We start from the raw sequence: 17,556 nt of genomic DNA on the forward strand, positions 1-17,556 counted from the left end.
CCTAGTTTCCTATTTTTATATCAAATCAAGGAAAATTCTAGTAAAGAAATCTGTCCCTTTTCACTTTATTTTCACTTCCATTGATTTATCTGTCTTGGCTATCATTACTTGACATTATAAGGAAAAAACCTTAAAATAAGCTGTTATTAAAATCATCCTATTGAGGTTTTTATGAAAAAACAATCACTCTTTTTTGTTCTAGGAATTGTCTTAATCGGGACCGTTTTACGCTCTCCTTTTACTGCTCTTCCAACTATCTTAGGAGATATCGCTCAGGGACTAGGAGTGGAGGTTAGCTCTCTTGGGATTTTAACCAGTCTCCCTCTCTTGATGTTTGCTCTTTTCTCTGCTTTTGCAAGCCGCTTGGCACAAAAAATCGGGTTGGAACATCTCTTTACTTACTGTCTCCTTCTCTTAACTGTTGGCTCTGTCATTCGGATTTTCAATCTTCCCCTTCTCTATCTAGGGACCCTAATTGTGGGAGCAAGCATTGCGATCTTCAATGTACTCCTCCCAAGTATGATTCAGGCAAATCAGCCTCAAAAGATTAGTTTCCTAACAACTCTCTATGTCACAGCCATGGGGGTTTCAACTGCCATCGCTTCTTATCTTTCGGTCCCTATCACCCAAGCTAGTTCTTGGAAGGGCCTCATCCTCGTTCTCAGCTTTCTCTGTCTAGTCACTCTGCTAATCTGGTTGCCAAATCATCGCCACAACCACCACCTAGAAAGCCAAAATGAAAAGCAAGTCAAAGAGAATATTCTAAAAAGTAAAGATGTCTGGGCTATCATTATCTTTGGCGGGCTTCAGTCCTTGCTCTTTTATACAAGTATGACCTGGTTGCCAACTATGGCTGTTAGTGCTGGTATTTCTAATAGTGATGCGGCTCTTCTGGCTTCTATCTTCTCACTGATCAGCATTCCTTTTTCGATGACTGTTCCAAGTCTGACGACTCGTCTATCAGATAGTCACCGTCGAATCATGCTGGCAATTATCTCTATCGCTGGTATGATGGGAATTGCCATGCTCTTGTATCCAGCCAATAATTTCCTCTACTGGTTAGTCGTCCATCTCTTGATTGGAACGGCCTGCAGTGCCCTCTTCCCCTACCTCATGGTTTGCTTTTCTCTTAAAACCAGTTCTCCTGAAAAGACAGCTCAGCTATCAGGACTAGCGCAAACAGGAGGCTACATCTTGGCGGCCTTTGGTCCTGCCTTGTTTGGTTATAGTTTTGAACTTTTTCAATCTTGGATCCCAGCTGTCCTTGCCCTTCTAGCCATCGATATCATCATGACCATCTCACTCTTTATGGTGGATCGGGCTGATAAAATCCTCTAAACTTCTAGTTTTTACTAGGAGTTTTTTATATATAAAATTTTTACACATATTTCTTGACAGGGCTTTCAACTTGAGATACAATATATTTGAAAAGAGTATATATAAAATTTTTATATAATATAAAGGAGGTTTCCCATGTACTTCCCAACATCCTCTGCCTTGATCGAGTTTCTCATCTTGGCTGTACTGGAGCAGGGGGATTCTTATGGTTATGAGATTAGTCAAACCATTAAGCTCATTGCCAATATCAAAGAATCTACGCTCTATCCCATTCTCAAAAAATTGGAAGCCAGTGGCTTTCTGACCACCTACTCTAGAGAGTTTCAGGGGCGTATGCGCAAATACTATTCCTTGACCAATCGGGGCGTAGAGCAGCTCGTTACTCTAAAGGAAGAGTGGACGCTCTATACCGACACCGTCAACGGCATCATAGAAGGGAGTATCCGCCATGACAAGAACTGACTATCTGACTCAGTTAGAAACCTATCTCAATAAACTGCCTGAAGCTGACCGCATCGAAGCTATGGACTACTTTAAGGAACTATTTGACGATGCAGGCCCAGAGGGCGAAGAGGAACTCATCGCCAGTCTAGGAACCCCAAAAGAAGCGGCTCATGATATCCTCTCTGATCTTCTCGATAAAAAAGTCAATGAGGCACCTGCTCAAAAGAATGATCGCCAACTGCTACACATTGCCCTCCTGGCTCTGCTAGTAGCTCCTATCGGAATTCCGGTCGGGATCGGCATCCTCATGGCCATCATCGGTATTATTATCGCAGCCGTCTCCGTCATTTTAGCCTTTTTTACCGTCTCTGTAACGGGTATCCTTCTAGGTGGACTCTTTATCATAGAGAGCTTTAGTGTCCTAGTCGAAGCCAAATCTGCCTTTATCTTGATTTTTGGGGCCGGTTTGCTTTCTATCGGTGCTTCTTCTCTTGTTCTACTGGGCATCTCCTATGTAGCTCGTTTCTTTGGCCTCCTAATCGTCCGCTTGGCACAATGGATTCTTAAAAAAGGAAAGAGAGGTGATAGACATGCGTAAATTGACAAAAGGATTTCTCATTTTTGGTGTGGTTTCTACAATCCTCGGTTTTATCATGATCATTGTAGGCGCGCAGTCCAATGGTATTCAAAGTTTGCTTGCCATGTCAAAAGACCCCGTCTATGACAATCGTATCGAAGAAGTGACCTTCGGAAGTGAGGTGGAAAAACTTGATTTGACCCTTGAGGAACATAGCCTAACTATCACAGAGTCTGTAGATGACAAGATCCACATCACCTATCATCCTTCCGTGTCTGGTCGTCACGATCTGACTACTGGCATGAGTGACAAAACACTGACCGTCACTGACAAACAAGCCTCCCAACATCGCTTTCTAGGTTCAGGAATCGAAGGCCTACTTCGTATCGCCAGCAGTTATTCTCACCGTTTTGACGAAGTTATTCTCTCCCTCCCTAAAGGAAGAAGACTGCAAGCTATCACCGTCTCAGCCAATCGTGGACAAACCAATATTCGTCAAGCCAATCTTGAAAATGCGACAATCAAAACAAAAGGCTATCTCTTAAGAATAACAGAAAGCTCTATCAAGAATAGTACACTAACGACACCTCATATCATCAATATCTTTGATACCGAATTTACAGATAGCCAGGTCAAGACGGAAAGGGAACACATCTATGCTGAGAATATCAAGGTCCACGGCAAGGTTGAGCTAGAGGCCCATTCCACTCTAAACCTCATTCTCTCCCAGAAAGAGACTGACCGTATCAATCTAGATCTTTCTTCTCAGCATGGTGGTATCTATCATAAACCCAAAGAAGAACATCGTGGACAAAAAGAGAATGAACTTGCCAACCCATACAAGACAGACAAAGCAGATATCAAGGACCTGCTCATTGCAAAAGCCAACCAGGATATCTACCTACCTAAAGAGGAGCACTCTGCTCCATCTAGAAACCATTGACAAAAACGCTTTCATTTGCTAGTCTAAAGATAGAAAACGACCATAAAAAAGGAGGTTCCACCATGACACAAGAATGGTTTGAAAGCGCCGATCTTGAGAAGAAATCAGCTCAGACGAAATCGGAAATCCAGCACGACCAACCAGAGACTTCGGAAACTGTGGAGACTGAACCACAAGTAAGCCAAGAAACTCCTATCTCACCTAAAGAGTCGGAAACGCATGAGGAGGAAACTCCCGAAACGATAGAAGAAGCCCAAACCGAGGAAGAGGGAGAAGGGAAAGCTGAAGAGGAACACAAACAAGAAAACCCTGCAAAAGAAAAAAGCATCCTCAGCAAGGCTTTAGAAAGCCCCTATATCCCAGATATTGACCCTCGTAAAACAGCCAGATTCAAAGAAGAAATCGCACTGTTTTGGACTTGGCTGCTGGATGCTATCCAAGAACCAACTGCCAGCAAGACTAGGGACCAAAGGCATCGTTATAGTGTCTTTGGCCTGCTCACTTTGCTATCCATGATTAACCTTTTCTTTAGTATCTATCATATCAAGCACCTCTACTACGGCTATATGGCCTCTATTGCCAATAGTTTACCTAACCAGCTCCCTCCTTTAAATCTCTTTGCTGGACTCTCCATCTTGGTCGCTAGCGCTCTATTTTACTTTTCCATCATTCTGGGAGGCTTTACTGTCCGACGTGTGCTGGATCAGGAGAGCGACTTCACATTCCAAGAAGCCTTCGATCGGTATAGCAGACTCTTTGCTATCCCACTTGTCCTAACAGCTCTAGCAAGTTTCTTTGCACTCTTTGGTGGCTTACGATTTGCTGGCATCCTCACTCTTCTAAGCATGGCCATCTTTGCCCTTGGAAATCTCTTTGTGATTAGCAAGCCAAGTAAGACCAGTAGCCTTGACCCATTTTATCGATTCCTGCTGGCTGTCTTACTTGATGGCGCTATTCTCTTCCCCTTCTTCATTGCAGAGCTTGCGCTAACAGTAGACTACCTTCGCATCCTGACCTTCTTTTAACCAAAATCCCTGCCATTTGTTAATGACAGGGATTTTTATGCTTACTCTTTTTTGGACAAGGTCTACTCGATGCTTGCCAATTCCTCAAAGGCTTTTCCTAGGATGGGTTGTACTTCTAGTTGATTGGCATCTAGTTGCTGGTAAAATGCTGTTGGTAGTGACTCTAGGAATTTTTCATAATCCAAGCGAGCGATTGCTTCGTAGTCTTCTGCTTTGGACCCATCACCAGAAATCGTCACTAGGTCAATCTCCCAAACAAGCTCCTTGCCTGCCAGCTGCTCGGTATAGGGTGCTGGTACAAAGGGTTCCTTTGGCAAAATTGTCTTGACTCCCTGGGCTAGGTGGTAGATACCGTGTACCTTGCCTTGGGCGTCTCGGTAAAATTTCACACTGGCAAGGTAGGCATCAGAGCCTTGAACCTTCTTGACCAGCTCTTCAAAACGTGCCAATCCATCCTCAGCCAAAAAGCTCTCGAGGTATTCCTTGTTCAAATAGATAGGGGACAAGAGCCCTTGGCAATAGACTAGACGAGTCGTTTTATCCGCTAGATAATTCTGAACTGTTTGTCGGAAATAAGCTTCAAATTTAAACCCTTCTAACCCTTCTACCACTTGCCCCAACTTGCTTGATAGGGCTTGGAGGAGAGCTTCTACAATCTCCCAGTCCGCTCTGGTAAGGAAGTCTGGAATCACCACTTGATAGCCTTTTCGACTATCCGCATAGTTCACCTTGAAGAGAAATTGTGACTGACCTACAATCCCACACTCGATATACTCGAGACGATTGAGGGGCTGACGGAGATAGACCGCATCATAACTGTGTGACTCCAAACCCTCCACCAAGGCCAAGATGGACTTGGCAGTCAAGACCTCCTGTTGTCCTAGAATGCTTTCTTTATTTGGGATAAAAAATGTTTTCGCCATAACTGGCCTCCTTTGAAATCGTTTACACATAGTATACCCTATTCCCCTGAAAGATACAGAAACAAATTTTAGATTTTTAGATAAAAAGCATAGAAAAACAGCCCCTGAAGGCTGTTTACTTTATACTGTAGCGACTTGATCCAAGCTTTCACCGATAGCAGCTAAGCGCTCGATTACTTCTGCTTGTGTCAATTCATTTTCTGAAACATAGCGGTTTCGTGGGTGAACACGACACTCGTGTGAGCATCCACGAAGGTACTTGTCTTCATTTTCTTCTGATGTTAGGATACGACGGTTACAGAAGGGATTTCCACAGTTGACATAACGTTCACATGGTGTTCCATCAAACCAGTCTTTCCCTACGATGGTAGGGTTGACATGGTTAACATCAACTGCGATACGCTCGTCAAAGACATACATTTTCCCATCCCAAAGTTCACCTTGGACTTCTGGGTCTTTACCGTAAGTTGCGATTCCTCCGTGCAATTGACCGACATCTTTGTAGCCTTCACGGACCATCCAACCTGAGAATTTCTCACAGCGAACGCCCCCTGTACAGTAAACCACAACACGCTTGTCCATGAATTTTTCCTTGTTGTCACGGACCCATTGTGGCAACTCACGGAAGTTGCGGATGTCTGGACGGATAGCCCCACGGAAATGTCCTAGGTCGTACTCATAATCGTTACGTGTGTCAAGGACAACGGTATCTTCGTCAAGAAGGGCTTCTTTGAACTCTTTTGGAAACAAGTAAGCACCCGTCGTTTCAAGTGGGTTGATGTCGTTGTCAAAATCGTTATCTTCCAAACCAAGGTGAACAATTTCTTTCTTGTAGCGAACAAACATCTTCTTGAAGGCTTGTTCACTTTCTTCGTCAATCTTGAACCAGAGGTCTTCCATGCCTGGGAGGCTGTGAACGTAGTCCATGTATTTTTGAGTTGTTTCGTAGTCACCTGAAACAGTCCCGTTAATTCCCTCGTCAGCGACTAGGATACGGCCTTTGAGACCGATTGATTTACAGAAAGCCAAGTGGTCTGCAGCAAATTGCTCTGCGTTTTCAATTGGAGTATAAAGGTAGTAAAGTAAGACACGAATATCTTTTGCCATAAGATTTGTTCTCTTTTCTATTCTTAAATTTTCAGAATTTTTCATTCAACTATACTAGTATACCCACTTGGGAAAACGAATGCAATTTATTTGACCGGAAATTAAAAAGGAGCTAATTCCAACGAATATCTATTCCAATTTAAAAAATCCTTGGATAATCCAAGGATTTTTTAAACCTTTTTAGCTTTAGCCATATAGAAGAGTTGGAGCAGAATACCAATGATAGCCATACCGATAACGATAAAGAAGGCCATTGTATAATCTCCTTGGTTTGCCTGTGCAAGACGTGCCCCTAACTGAGGACCAGCAATAGCAGCTACTCCATAAGCAGTAAACATCCATCCATAGTTTGTCCCTACGTAGGTCACTCCCCAGTTTTCAGCAGTAATTCCTGGGAAGGAACCGAGGAAGCCACCAAATGACAAGGCAACCATCATGATTCCAAGGATGGCCAAGATGCTTCCAGGACCTTTGAATAAGGCTGTGAACAACAAGCCAGTAGCGACCGCTCCAAACATGGCAATAACGGTAGGATAGCGGCCAATCTTATCAGATACCGTACCCCAGAAGATACGACCAAATGTATTTGCAATGGATACCAGCATAACGAAGAGGGTCGCTTCTCCAACAAGTTGGTATTGGTCTGAGATTGCTGCTGCAGTTCCGATAATCATCATTCCGCCTGTAGCACCAAGAACATAGATCAACCATAGAAGCCAGTAATTTCCATCACGGAGCATTTCTTTATAAGTTTTTCCTTCCGGTTGAGCATTCCCCGCTGCTGGAGCAACAGTAGGAGCCTTGGCCATAACTAGGGAAGATGTACAGATCACTAGTAAAAGGACAATACCTAATACCTTAAAGGTAGAGTAAATCCCCATAGAAGCAATCAAAGATTTTGCAATCGGTCCGATAATTAGTGGACCCAAGCCAAATCCTGCCGCTGTCAATCCGCCAGCTAGGCCTTTTTTGTCTGGGAACCACTTTGTCGCAACGGACGTAGAGGCCCCATAGGCAGAGCCGATACCAAGTCCTAGGACGACACCGTACGTTAGATAAAGCACGGGTAGTGAGTTGGCAAAACCAGTCGCAAACATCCCTGTACCAAAGAGAATACCACCTAGAAAGACAAACTTTTTAGGTCCAACCGAATCTACTTTGGGACCGAAAAGAATCATTCCAACAGGTACCATAGCAAAAGAAATGCTAAAGGCTAAGGAAGTCTGAGCTTGAACCCATCCTTGACTAGCATTGGTTTCTAGGAGTGCCTTCTGAAAGACCGACCAGGCGTATCCTGCACCTAGAGAGAGATTCGTTAAAATGGCCGCAGCCAAAATTAACCATCGATTGGGTGTTTTTTTCATATGAATAACCTCATGTAATATTTCTTGTTCCCAAAAGGGATAGCAAACAACTTTTTATCGGATTTTCACTTGCTGTGTTTCACTTGAATCTTTCATAATTTACAAAATATGAACAAGCTGAAATCAGACATAAATGAAACATTTAAGAAGGAATCCTGTCCACTTCTTAAATCAAAATCCAGTTAAATTTCACAATGTTAAGCGCTTTCATCGTACTCTTATTATATGCTAGTTCATTCTAAAAATCTACTTAATTAAACTAATAGAGGTATTAGTCCAATTAATCGATATCTATATTTTATACTGGTATTTCACAAAGTTTTTAACAAGATTTTTTTACTTTTAGCTACTCTAATAAAAAAACCACTACCTCCCCTGGGAGTCCCAGAGGAGGTAGCGATAACATTTTTTAGGAATGAATACACGAAATCAGTTTGTCTTATGATTTTTTGCTTTTCAAGAATTCATCGTATTGTTTTTGCATTTCATCCAATACTTTTTGGTATGCACCTTCAGATTTCAGTTTTTCCATCAATTCTGGAATAGCTTTATCTGGGTCTACAGTACCAGTGTTGATAGCTGTATCGAATTGTTGCATTGTGTTAGTGATTGCAGAGATTTCAGATTTTACGCTATCAGTGTTAAAGATGAATCCAAGCGCTGGAGATTCTTTAGCTTCTGCCAATTGTTTCTTAGAATCTTCGATTTGTTGGTCTGTAACGTTTTCGTTGATGTAAAGGATCCAGTTGTTACCAGTGTTCCATCCACCCATGTGAGTGTTTCCTTTGTATCCTTCAAGGACACGTACACGGTTTTCTTTACCTTCAATTTTCTCCCAGTTCTTGCCTTCTGGACCGTAAACAAGTCCATTCAAGAGTTCAGGGTTAGTGTTCAAGAGGTTCAACACTTCCATTGATTTTTCTTTGTTCTTAGAGTTGTTTGAGATAACAAAGTTAGCAACTTGAGTTGTTTGGTTTTTCTTGATGAAGTTAGTGAATGGTTTGATTTGGATGTCTTTGTTAGCTACACGAGAGAGCAAGCTGTTACCGTAGTCAGCTGGTCCTACTGTTTCTTCACGAACGAACCAAGTGTCTTGTTGAAGGTCAAATGAAGTGTCGCTTGTTGCTACGTCTTTTGGAATGTATCCTGCTTCGTAGAATTTGTGAAGAGTCTTCAAGTGTTCTTTGAAACGAGGTACATCGTAACGGTTTACGATCTTAGTAGTATCCCCTTCAAGGTCGATAACGAATGGAAGTCCGTTTGCTACTGGGTAGTCAAAGTTTTCAGAAGGGATGAAGTTCTTAGTAACTGCAAATGGTACTACATCTGGAGCTTTTTCTTTGATTTGTTTCAAGACTGGTTCAAGTGTTTCGTATGAATTTACACCTGAAATGTCGATACCGTATTTAGCAAGAAGAGTTCCGTTGAAGGCAAAATTTTGTGAAGATGCAACGTTAGCCGCAACTGGAACAGCGTAGATCTTACCGTTTACAGTGTTCCCTTTGATGTAAGCTGGGTCAAGTGCTTTATAAAGCTCTGCTCCTTCTTTCTTGTACAATTCTGTCAAGTCAGCATAAGCTCCTTTTTGCGCGTTTACGATGTAGTTATCTGCAAAAGCGATATCGTAGTTTTCACCTGATGATGTGATAACTGACATTTTCTTACCGTAGTCACCCCATCCAAGGTATTGGATATCCAATTTAGCACCAACTTTTTCTTCGATGATTTTGTTTGCATTTTCTAGCAATTCATCCAAGTTGTCTGGTTTGTCACCGATTTGGTACATTTTAATAACAGGTTTTTCTCCTGATCCTGAGTCAGCAGCTTTTTTGTTGTTACCTGAAAGGTTTCCACAAGCAGCAAGACTTGCAGCCAAAGCTACTACGCTAGCAGATGCAAAAGCATATTTTTTCCAGTTTTTCATGATAAAAACTCCTTTTTTTATTTTTAAACTTATAAACGATTTAATGATTTTAACTTCAGTCACTAAGATGAAGTTGGGAAGGGAGAAACGGTGTTTCTCAGTAAGTCCTATTCTTTCACACCACCGATTGTCAAACCTTTAACAAAGTAGCGTTGGAAGAATGGATACAGAATGGCAATCGGAAGGGTTGCAACGACAACCATGGCCATACGTCCTGTTTCCTTTGGAAGAGCGACTCCCAGTTGACCAGAAAGACCGACCGCTTTGGCGATGTAGTCCATATTTTGTTGGATTTGCATGAGCAAATACTGCAATGGATACAAGTTGTCACTCTTGATGTAAAGAAGGGCGTTAAACCAGTCATTCCAGAAACCAAGAGCTGTCAAAAGCGTGATGGTTGCGATACCTGGTAATGACAATGGTAAACAGATTTGGAAGAAGATCCGTGCTTCACTAGCACCATCAATACGAGCGGACTCCAGAATGGCTTCTGGAATGGTCTTCTTGAAGAAGGAACGCATCAAGATGATGTTAAATGGTGAGAGAAGCATTGGAACAATCAAGGCCCAAACTGTATCACCTAGTTGAAGCAAACGAGTTACCACGATATAGCCTGGAACCAAACCGGCGTTGAACAACATACTAAGTAGGACGAAAACTGTAAAGAATCTGCGGTACTTAAAGGTTGTCCGTGAAATGGCGTAGGCATAAGTTGTTGTGATAAAGACGTTTGTCAAGGTTCCGACTACTGTTACAAACACTGAGATAAAGAGCGCTTGTAATATCTTATCTTTAAACTGAGCCAAAAACTCGAAGCCATCTAATCCAAACTGTGATGGGAAAAAGCTATATCCATGTTGAAGGATGCTCTTTTCATCTGTGATGGAAATCATGATGACAAAGATAAAGGGCAAGATACAAGAGAGAGCAATCAATCCAGAAATAATACTGAAGAAGATATCTGCCTTCTTACTAAAGGAGTGAATGCCGACATTATCAATTTTTGCTTTTTTAATTTTTTCTGCCATGCTTTCCTCCTTTCTAGAATAGTGCTGAATTTGGATCGACTCGTCTTGCGAGTATATTTGATAAGATAACGAGAATTAAACCGACAACTGACTGATAAAGACCAGCTGCTGATGCCATACCAATATCCGCTGTCTGAGTCAAACCATTATAGACATAGACGTCTAGTACGTTGGTTACATTGTAGAGCTGACCAGCATTGTGTGGGATTTGGTAGAAAAGACCGAAGTCTGCACGGAAGATGTTTCCGACTGCAAGGATGGTCAAAACAGTTATCAGCGGTGTCAACTGTGGAATCGTTACATTGCGAATCCGTTGCCACTTGCTAGCCCCGTCCACTGTTGCTGCTTCGTAGTAGGTAGGGTCAATTCCCATGATAGTCGCATAGTACATGACACTGCTATATCCGAATCCTTTCCAGATACCTAGGAAAAGGAGAAGATATGGCCAAATACCTAAGTCAGCGTAGAAGTTAATTTCCTTCAATCCGATGGAAGAAAGGAAGTGGTTGATCACACCCTTGTCAATGTTGAGGAATGCATCTGTAAAGAAACTGATGATAACCCATGACAAGAAGTACGGGAACAACATAGACGTTTGGAAAATTTTAACCATTCTCTTAGAACGAAGCTCACTGAGGATGATGGCAATTCCAACCGACACAATCAAACCAATAAAGATGAATCCAAGGTTGTAAAGGACGGTATTTCGAGTAATGATAAAGGCATCTTTAGAACTAAACAAGAACTTAAAGTTATCGAGGCCGACCCACTTACTATTCATAATACTGTGGATAAATCCTTCACCACTCATATGGTAATCTTTAAAGGCGACCACATTTCCAAATACTGGGATATAGAAGAATAGAATCAACCAAAGTGCCCCTGGTAAAACCATCAAGAGAAAAATCCAGTTATCTCTCAAGGTCTTTGAAAACTTTTTCATAATTTCCTCCCATTTTTTTCCTAAAAACTGATTTCATCGAATTTTTAGGTTTGATAACGATTACATAATTAGTATACTCTTATTTTAAGAATAGTTTAAACTACTAATTATAGAAAAAACTCCACAAATTATTTTATGTGGAGAAGTTTTTTATAAGAAATAGGTTTCACGAGAAACACTCTGAACAGGGGACACTGTTCTTGTTTTTATACTCAATGAAAATCAAAGAGCAAACTAGGAAGCTAGCCACAGGCTGCTCAAAGCACTGCTTTGAGGATGCAGATAAAACTGACGAAGTCAGCTCAAAACACTGTTTTGAGGTTGTAGATAAGACTGACGAAGTCAGTAACCATACCTACGGCAAGGCGAAGCTGACGTGGTTTGAAGAGATTTTCGAAGAGTATTAAGTCGTATAAATCGTCGATGCGGTCGCAATGGTGTGCCACTGGTTGGCTGTTGTGGCTACAAAGTCCTTGTCTCCATAAAAATCATTAAATGGAAGGATTTCAACTTCTAATTCTTCGATACGGTCAATCTGACCTGCCAGATAAGCCTCGATGCGACTCTCTGCGCGTTTGATGCGTTGCAAGAGTCCGCCCATACGGATATCAACCGTATCCAAACCAAAGACCTTGTTTTCTTTCAGCCATTGTTGACTAAAGAGTTTGTGGAAGGTTTCAATCTCACTTCTGAGTTTTGGTAATTCTTCTCTGGCGATTTGCTGCAAGCTGACTTTGTCACCGACTTTATAAGTTTCACGGATGCGTCGTCCCACATCCACTTTGCTACTTAAAATAGCATTCAACTGAGCCTGAGTTTCAAAGAGGTAAGAGTAGGCGCCAGCTTTTTCTTTGATTTCAGCAAGGGTCTCCGCAGCATGCGCGAAGTGTGGCTTGTCCTGTTCAGGTGTCATGTGTCGATCAAGAATCGGACAGAGAACATCCTGATAAAAGACATAGCGGTTGGGATTGATACCACTGAGATTGCCTGGTAGATCTGGCAAGAGGTTGGCTAGGTCAATCTGCATGAAATCCTCAACTGATAGACCCGTATTGGTCTTGAAGTGTGCAGACAAACGGTCTAGGTCATTGCGGTAGCTGAGTTCTGCCCAGATTTGCAAGCTTGGGAGAATAGAAAACTGGGCTGTTTCCCCACCATTGTCCCCCCAACCTGTCACGATAACTTCTTTGATCTGATTAGCACGACAGGCTTTATTGGCCTCGATAGCCACTAGACGGCTGAAATGGTTGTGAGGTGTGAAACCAATCCACTTCCAAGCACCGCCTGCAAAGGCGATATCTTGGCTAATCTTGTGATGGTTGCGAAAGTTGCGGTTGTACTTTTCTTCGCTGTCTTGGTAATAATCCCAGTAAACCAAGGTTACACGGTCTTTGAGACGATCTAGGTAGACACGAGTTTCCTCAGGAATTTCCACATCACGGTCATACTGGCCATCTGCTGACATGAGTTTGAAGAACATATCGCTCCACATCTGGCAGTGGAAACCATACTTATCGGCAATATCCAGCACGCGCTCCAAGTGTTGGCACATAAGGAGACTACGGTCTACAACCCCATTTAAGATCAGGTAGCGCCCCAAACCAACCAAGTGAGCTTCGTCCATCCCGATATTGACCTTGCGTGTCTGCAGTTTAGACAGAGTAGCAAACATGCCATCAATCAAATCATAAACCATTTCTTCACCGATAAGGAGGATATCCTCAACATCACGAAGTTCTTGCACTTCTTTGACACCCCATTTAACGAAGGCCGACAAGTGAGCCAAGGTCTGGATACAAGGCACAAAGGTCATATCAAACTGCTGGGCATGGGCTTCGATTTCCTGCAACTCCTCTGTTGAATAGGCTCCACGGAAGTAACCAAAGTATGGTTGCCCCTCAATCTGGTAGGTGTCTTCCATGTAAAGCTCAAAGGTTGAGTAGCCCATGAGAGCCAAAACCTCAATCATCTGCTTAGCTGAAGCTACATTTAGCACTGCATTTCGGGAACAGTCTGCCATGTAAGCCAAATCTTCGTAAGCAGCTTGTTCTTCAATCTCTACCTTATCACCTTCTACTAGAGCTGTTGCCAACAAGGACAAGGCGCGGTAAAGTTGGTGAGGTTTGCGATAAGTCAGTTGATAGTGGCCATCCTCACCCTTGATAGAGATAGAGGCTTGGTCAGACTGAGCGACTGCTACCTCTACATCTGCTAGCGAAATATGCTTTTTAAGCAACTCTAATGCTTGCTCTTGTTTGGGACTAAGTCCTGTAAAAATTACCATTGGTTTTCCTCCTGCAGCCAGTTGACAAGGGCACCATAGAGATTGGCATCTGCATGATAGGTGCAGGCTTGGATAACAGGTGCGACTGTGTATTCTTCGTAGGTTTCAACAAATGCATCAACAGCTTTTTTGACGCCTTGGATGAAATCTGGATTTTGACTGATAGAGCCTCCCAGACTAATGACATCTGGATCGATCAGATACTGGATATTGAGCAAGCCTTGAGCCAGATTACGGTTCATGCGCTCAATGGCTTCTTGGCAAAGGGCATTTCCTGCTGCGGCCTCTTGGTAAATCTTGCGACCATCCCAGTCAGTCTGACCAGATTTTTCAATCACGTATCGCACCATATTTCCAGTTGACGCTAGTTGCGACCAGTTGTTGAGCTTTTCTGCTGGTTCAATGATTGTCATATAGCCAAACTCACCACCTAAGCCGTGGCGACCTCGGTGAAGTTTGCCATTGATAATCATAGCTCCGCCGATTCCTGTCCCAATCACGACACAGGCTGCATTTTCAATCTCTGGATGAGCTAGCAGTTCACTAAGTCCAACACAGTTGGCATCATTTTCTAGATGGACAGGTAGCTGATGATGAGCAAGAGCCTCATACCAAGAAAAACCGTGAATATAAGGTACGGCACTGATTCCCTCAATGACACCTGTTTCTTGATGGGCCGCGCCTGGAACGCTCATGGCAATGCCCTTATAATCTTTCTCTGCCAAGCATTTGTCTAGCCATGCCAGTAAATCTTCTAGGGTTTCTGGTGTCGGTATACTTGTCTTATCTAGTATTTTTCCATCAGGAGTCAGACTGGCAAACTTAATCCCAGTCCCTCCGATATCAATGGTTGCAATGGTCATATTTTCACCAAAAAGGGGCGAATCAGTAGTTAATCCTTACTCTTTCGCCCCTCCTTTCTATCTCATAGTATTCGTTATAGAACACTTTAAAACTGTTAGATTTCTTCTTTTTTAATTAATTCTGTACGAATTTCTTGTGGAGCCAATAGTCCTGAATGAACTGGATATGGTCGTTCAAGTAAGTCAAGAATGGTTTGTTGGTGTTCAGATATGCGCACATTTTCTTGGCTCATATTGTAGTAACGAAGTACATATCCTTCTTCATTTTCAGCTACCTTAAAGGCTGTCGGGCAGACTTGTGGCAAGCTGAGTGCCGCATGACTCAAGAGGCTACCAGTCGAAACAACACTTCCTTCTTGTTTAGCAACCTGAAGACTAGTGAATGGTGTTTGGAAGGCTTTGGCACGACGGAAGGCTGAGAAGCGTTCCCCTGCTTGGTGGCATTCAAGTGTAAACTCAACTTCAAACTCACGCAAGCACTGAGCCTCTGGTGTCGGGAAGTAACCCCAGTCACCTAGCTCACCTGAAGCACGAAGAATGGTCACGGCAATGGTATCGTCTCCAAGGATTTCATACTCGTGCAATCCTTTATTGGCCACCGTCACTCCTTTTTCATCATCATAAAGGCTGACAAAGGCTTGTTGGTGTTGTGGATTTTCAGGATTTTCCCAAGAAGCAGCTGGTTTATTTGGTCGTGTCACCACCTCATAGATGCTTTCAGAGTCATTGCTTGGACGTGTGTTATGAGTCTTAACCAAGAGACGGATACGGTGGTCCTTGGCTGTGTTAGTAAAGCGAGTCTTGAAGCGTATTTGTGGATTATCAACAAAGACGGTCATCTCTGTTTCCAGAGGAAGAGTTGTCAATTCTTCTGAGCGCCCAGCTTCACGCGTCATAAACTCGATGATGCCTCTTTGTTCTGCATCCAGTTTTTCGTCTGCACTTACTGGAATTGTCAATTCATGCTTGAGCAAGACCTTAGCAAAACGAGCTGTATTTTCCAAGACTTCATAGCCTTTGAGTTCTGCGTAGATAGGCTCTGTTCCTTTTGGTTGGAAATAGATGTACTCATTTCCAATGTCACCACGGTCTTCAAAGCGAATAACATCTTCATAAGCTTCATGAGTTGTCTTGTCGTAGACCGTGATGTTTTCATCCACACTTACCGTTACAAATGGCGTATCAATCACTCCATTTTGGTAAATACCGTCACGGCCTTCTTGTTCTCCTTCAAGCAATTGGAAGGTTGTCCAAGAAAGTGGTGCTAGATGAACAGGGACTGTCACGCGCACTTGTCGAGCGATACGAGCCTGACGGAACTTGTCTTTTGGCAAATCATACTCAAAATTAGCTCCCAGATCTTCGATTTTCGCTTCTACAGCGTGCCCTTCCAAGTCTTCGACACGGTAGTTTGGCAAGGTCAAGGCTGCCATTTTCTTATAACCTTCTGTTGGGTGCAATTCTTTGAAATCACAAACCGCCACATCAATCACTGTGCTGACAGTGTCAACCTTGTCATGCAAGCCTGTATTGATGACCGTAAAGAGATGGTCGCTTTGAGCTTCGTGGGTTGCAATTTTATCCTTCCACTCGTTGAGAAGATTGGTCTTAACGAAGTTTCCGACTTGGTTGACCTTAGCAAAACGTGTCTCCATCTCGCGGTGAACTTCGTCAATACTACAGCCACAGATACTATCATGGGGCGCATTTTGTAGAAGGACTTTCCAAGCATAGGTCAACTGGTCCTTGTGGTTGTGTCCACCAGTGATGACGGTCAATGGCTCCACCACTTGTTCTAGGAGGTTGCTGTTTTCTTGGAAGGCTTGTTTGAGGTAAATACGGGATGAAGAAGTGTTAGCAAGTGTGTACCAGCCATCTGTTTCCTGGCTGGTCAACTCACCTGTAACCGTAGATAGTTGCTCAGGCAGAGCACTTTCTACTGCGTGGATATAGTCATCAAAGGAACTATGCACAAAGGTCACATCTGGGAAGAGTTCATTTGCCACACGAATAGCTTCACTCAGATTTCGCTGTACAGGCTGGTGGTCACATCCGTTCATCATCAACCATTGGTTGGTCGAGGCGTAGTCACGCACATCTGACAGTTTTTGTTTCCAAAAGGCCAAGGCTTCATCCTTATCAACTGGGATTTCATTCCCATTACTATACCAGTTGGCAAAGAGGATACCGAGAACACGACTTCCGTCCGCACCCTGCCAGTACATTTCTGAAAACTGGGAAGTAAACTGCTCATCTTCGAGGACTTGGTTGTCAAAGCCAATCGGCTTCACACCACGGCCAAAGGCTGCCACGTGAATGCCTGATTTTTGAAGGATTTGAGGCGCTTGTCCCATATTTCCAAAGGTATCTGGGAAGTAACCAATCTGAGTTGATTTGCCCCATTTTGCACATTCTGCTTGACCAATCAAGGTATTGCGAACATTGGCTTCGCTGGAAATCAAGTAATCATCCTGCAAGATGTAAAAAGGACCAATTTTGAGTTTGCCTTGGTCGATGTAACCTTGGACTTTGTCGCGATTTTCAGGACGAATTTCCAAGTAGTCATCAAGGACAATGGTTTGACCATCCAAGTGGAAGCTCTTGAACTCAGGATCATTTTCAAAAAGGTCAAAAAGATTATCAAATAACTCCACCAACTGCATACGGTGGCTTTCAAAAGGTAAGTACCACTCACGGTCCCAGTGACTGTGTGAGATAATATGTACAACAACATTTTCCATGAAGTAAAACCTCATTCTAACTTAAATTTTTATTTTTAACGTTTTAAATGTG

General features: G+C 42.9%; 15 protein-coding genes. 6 read left to right on the forward strand and 9 right to left on the reverse strand.

Annotated elements, in window-relative coordinates:
• Positions 1–171 precede the first annotated feature (171 nt).
• From MK409_RS06330 to MK409_RS06350, 5 genes are all read left to right on the forward strand, one after another.
• Positions 172–1,338, forward strand: a complete 1,167-nt coding sequence (locus MK409_RS06330; RefSeq protein ID WP_268705708.1) for a CynX/NimT family MFS transporter — start codon at positions 172–174, stop codon at positions 1,336–1,338.
• A gap of 135 nt (positions 1,339–1,473) precedes the next feature.
• On the forward strand, positions 1,474–1,800 hold the full coding sequence (locus tag MK409_RS06335; protein ID WP_000273860.1) for a PadR family transcriptional regulator: 327 nt from the start codon (positions 1,474–1,476) through the stop codon (positions 1,798–1,800).
• Positions 1,787–2,380, forward strand: coding sequence for a DUF1700 domain-containing protein (locus MK409_RS06340; protein WP_268705709.1), 594 nt, complete (start codon positions 1,787–1,789; stop codon positions 2,378–2,380). The genes MK409_RS06335 and MK409_RS06340 overlap by 14 nt, the downstream gene beginning before the upstream one ends.
• Entirely contained in the window at positions 2,373–3,302 is a 930-nt protein-coding gene (locus MK409_RS06345) for a DUF4097 family beta strand repeat-containing protein (RefSeq protein WP_268705710.1), read from the forward strand. Before MK409_RS06340 ends, MK409_RS06345 begins: the two co-directional genes overlap by 8 nt.
• A 62-nt stretch (positions 3,303–3,364) precedes the next feature.
• Positions 3,365–4,327, forward strand: a complete 963-nt coding sequence (locus tag MK409_RS06350) for a DUF6574 domain-containing protein (RefSeq protein WP_268705711.1) — start codon at positions 3,365–3,367, stop codon at positions 4,325–4,327.
• A gap of 62 nt (positions 4,328–4,389) precedes the next feature.
• Here MK409_RS06350 and MK409_RS06355 read toward each other — a convergent pair whose 3' ends face one another.
• The 6 genes from MK409_RS06355 to MK409_RS06380 form a co-directional block, all read right to left on the reverse strand.
• Complete coding sequence (locus MK409_RS06355) at positions 4,390–5,250, reverse strand: DUF4299 family protein (RefSeq protein ID WP_268705712.1); 861 nt, start codon at positions 5,248–5,250, stop codon at positions 4,390–4,392.
• A 120-nt stretch (positions 5,251–5,370) separates the two neighbouring features.
• Positions 5,371–6,357 (reverse strand): rhodanese-related sulfurtransferase, encoded by a 987-nt coding sequence (locus MK409_RS06360; protein WP_268705713.1) that lies wholly within the window; start codon positions 6,355–6,357, stop codon positions 5,371–5,373.
• Between the two features lie 170 nt (positions 6,358–6,527).
• Positions 6,528–7,721 carry an OFA family MFS transporter gene (locus MK409_RS06365; RefSeq protein ID WP_268705714.1) on the reverse strand — a complete coding sequence of 398 codons (1,194 nt, stop codon included), beginning with the start codon at positions 7,719–7,721 and terminating at the stop codon, positions 6,528–6,530.
• 439 nt (positions 7,722–8,160) lie between these two features.
• Positions 8,161–9,645 (reverse strand): ABC transporter substrate-binding protein, encoded by a 1,485-nt coding sequence (locus MK409_RS06370; RefSeq protein WP_000800425.1) that lies wholly within the window; start codon positions 9,643–9,645, stop codon positions 8,161–8,163.
• Between the two features lie 107 nt (positions 9,646–9,752).
• The gene (locus MK409_RS06375) at positions 9,753–10,673 is read right to left on the reverse strand and encodes a carbohydrate ABC transporter permease (protein WP_000818291.1); all 921 of its coding nucleotides are present in this window, start codon (positions 10,671–10,673) and stop codon (positions 9,753–9,755) included.
• Positions 10,674–10,686: 13 nt separating this feature from the next.
• Complete coding sequence (locus tag MK409_RS06380; RefSeq protein ID WP_049538037.1) at positions 10,687–11,616, reverse strand: ABC transporter permease; 930 nt, start codon at positions 11,614–11,616, stop codon at positions 10,687–10,689.
• Between the two features lie 215 nt (positions 11,617–11,831).
• Here MK409_RS06380 and MK409_RS06385 point away from each other — a divergent pair, with 215 nt between their 5' ends.
• A complete protein-coding gene (locus tag MK409_RS06385; RefSeq protein WP_268705715.1) occupies positions 11,832–12,023 on the forward strand; it encodes a hypothetical protein in 192 nt (63 codons plus the stop codon).
• Here the strand turns inward: MK409_RS06385 and MK409_RS06390 are convergent.
• From MK409_RS06390 to MK409_RS06400, 3 genes are all read right to left on the reverse strand, one after another.
• The gene (locus tag MK409_RS06390; RefSeq protein ID WP_268705716.1) at positions 12,020–13,900 is read right to left on the reverse strand and encodes a beta-N-acetylhexosaminidase; all 1,881 of its coding nucleotides are present in this window, start codon (positions 13,898–13,900) and stop codon (positions 12,020–12,022) included. The genes MK409_RS06385 and MK409_RS06390 overlap by 4 nt on opposite strands.
• Positions 13,894–14,763, reverse strand: coding sequence for an ROK family protein (locus MK409_RS06395; protein WP_268705717.1), 870 nt, complete (start codon positions 14,761–14,763; stop codon positions 13,894–13,896). The genes MK409_RS06390 and MK409_RS06395 overlap by 7 nt, the downstream gene beginning before the upstream one ends.
• 95 nt (positions 14,764–14,858) lie before the next feature.
• Entirely contained in the window at positions 14,859–17,504 is a 2,646-nt protein-coding gene (locus MK409_RS06400) for an alpha-mannosidase (protein ID WP_268705718.1), read from the reverse strand.
• Positions 17,505–17,556: the final 52 nt, after the last annotated feature.

It is taken from the genome of Streptococcus oralis (assembly GCF_026782375.1).
Lineage (GTDB): Bacteria > Bacillota > Bacilli > Lactobacillales > Streptococcaceae > Streptococcus > Streptococcus oralis_CL.

Coding starts and splice junctions, on each gene's coding strand:
- MK409_RS06330 (WP_268705708.1), top strand. CDS start 172: ATGAAAAAACAATCACTCTTTTTTGTTCTAGGAATTGTCTTAATCGGG.
- MK409_RS06335 (WP_000273860.1), top strand. CDS start 1,474: ATGTACTTCCCAACATCCTCTGCCTTGATCGAGTTTCTCATCTTGGCT.
- MK409_RS06340 (WP_268705709.1), top strand. CDS start 1,787: ATGACAAGAACTGACTATCTGACTCAGTTAGAAACCTATCTCAATAAA.
- MK409_RS06345 (WP_268705710.1), top strand. CDS start 2,373: ATGCGTAAATTGACAAAAGGATTTCTCATTTTTGGTGTGGTTTCTACA.
- MK409_RS06350 (WP_268705711.1), top strand. CDS start 3,365: ATGACACAAGAATGGTTTGAAAGCGCCGATCTTGAGAAGAAATCAGCT.
- MK409_RS06355 (WP_268705712.1), bottom strand. CDS start 5,250: ATGGCGAAAACATTTTTTATCCCAAATAAAGAAAGCATTCTAGGACAA.
- MK409_RS06360 (WP_268705713.1), bottom strand. CDS start 6,357: ATGGCAAAAGATATTCGTGTCTTACTTTACTACCTTTATACTCCAATT.
- MK409_RS06365 (WP_268705714.1), bottom strand. CDS start 7,721: ATGAAAAAAACACCCAATCGATGGTTAATTTTGGCTGCGGCCATTTTA.
- MK409_RS06370 (WP_000800425.1), bottom strand. CDS start 9,645: ATGAAAAACTGGAAAAAATATGCTTTTGCATCTGCTAGCGTAGTAGCT.
- MK409_RS06375 (WP_000818291.1), bottom strand. CDS start 10,673: ATGGCAGAAAAAATTAAAAAAGCAAAAATTGATAATGTCGGCATTCAC.
- MK409_RS06380 (WP_049538037.1), bottom strand. CDS start 11,616: ATGAAAAAGTTTTCAAAGACCTTGAGAGATAACTGGATTTTTCTCTTG.
- MK409_RS06385 (WP_268705715.1), top strand. CDS start 11,832: ATGAAAATCAAAGAGCAAACTAGGAAGCTAGCCACAGGCTGCTCAAAG.
- MK409_RS06390 (WP_268705716.1), bottom strand. CDS start 13,900: ATGGTAATTTTTACAGGACTTAGTCCCAAACAAGAGCAAGCATTAGAG.
- MK409_RS06395 (WP_268705717.1), bottom strand. CDS start 14,763: ATGACCATTGCAACCATTGATATCGGAGGGACTGGGATTAAGTTTGCC.
- MK409_RS06400 (WP_268705718.1), bottom strand. CDS start 17,504: ATGGAAAATGTTGTTGTACATATTATCTCACACAGTCACTGGGACCGT.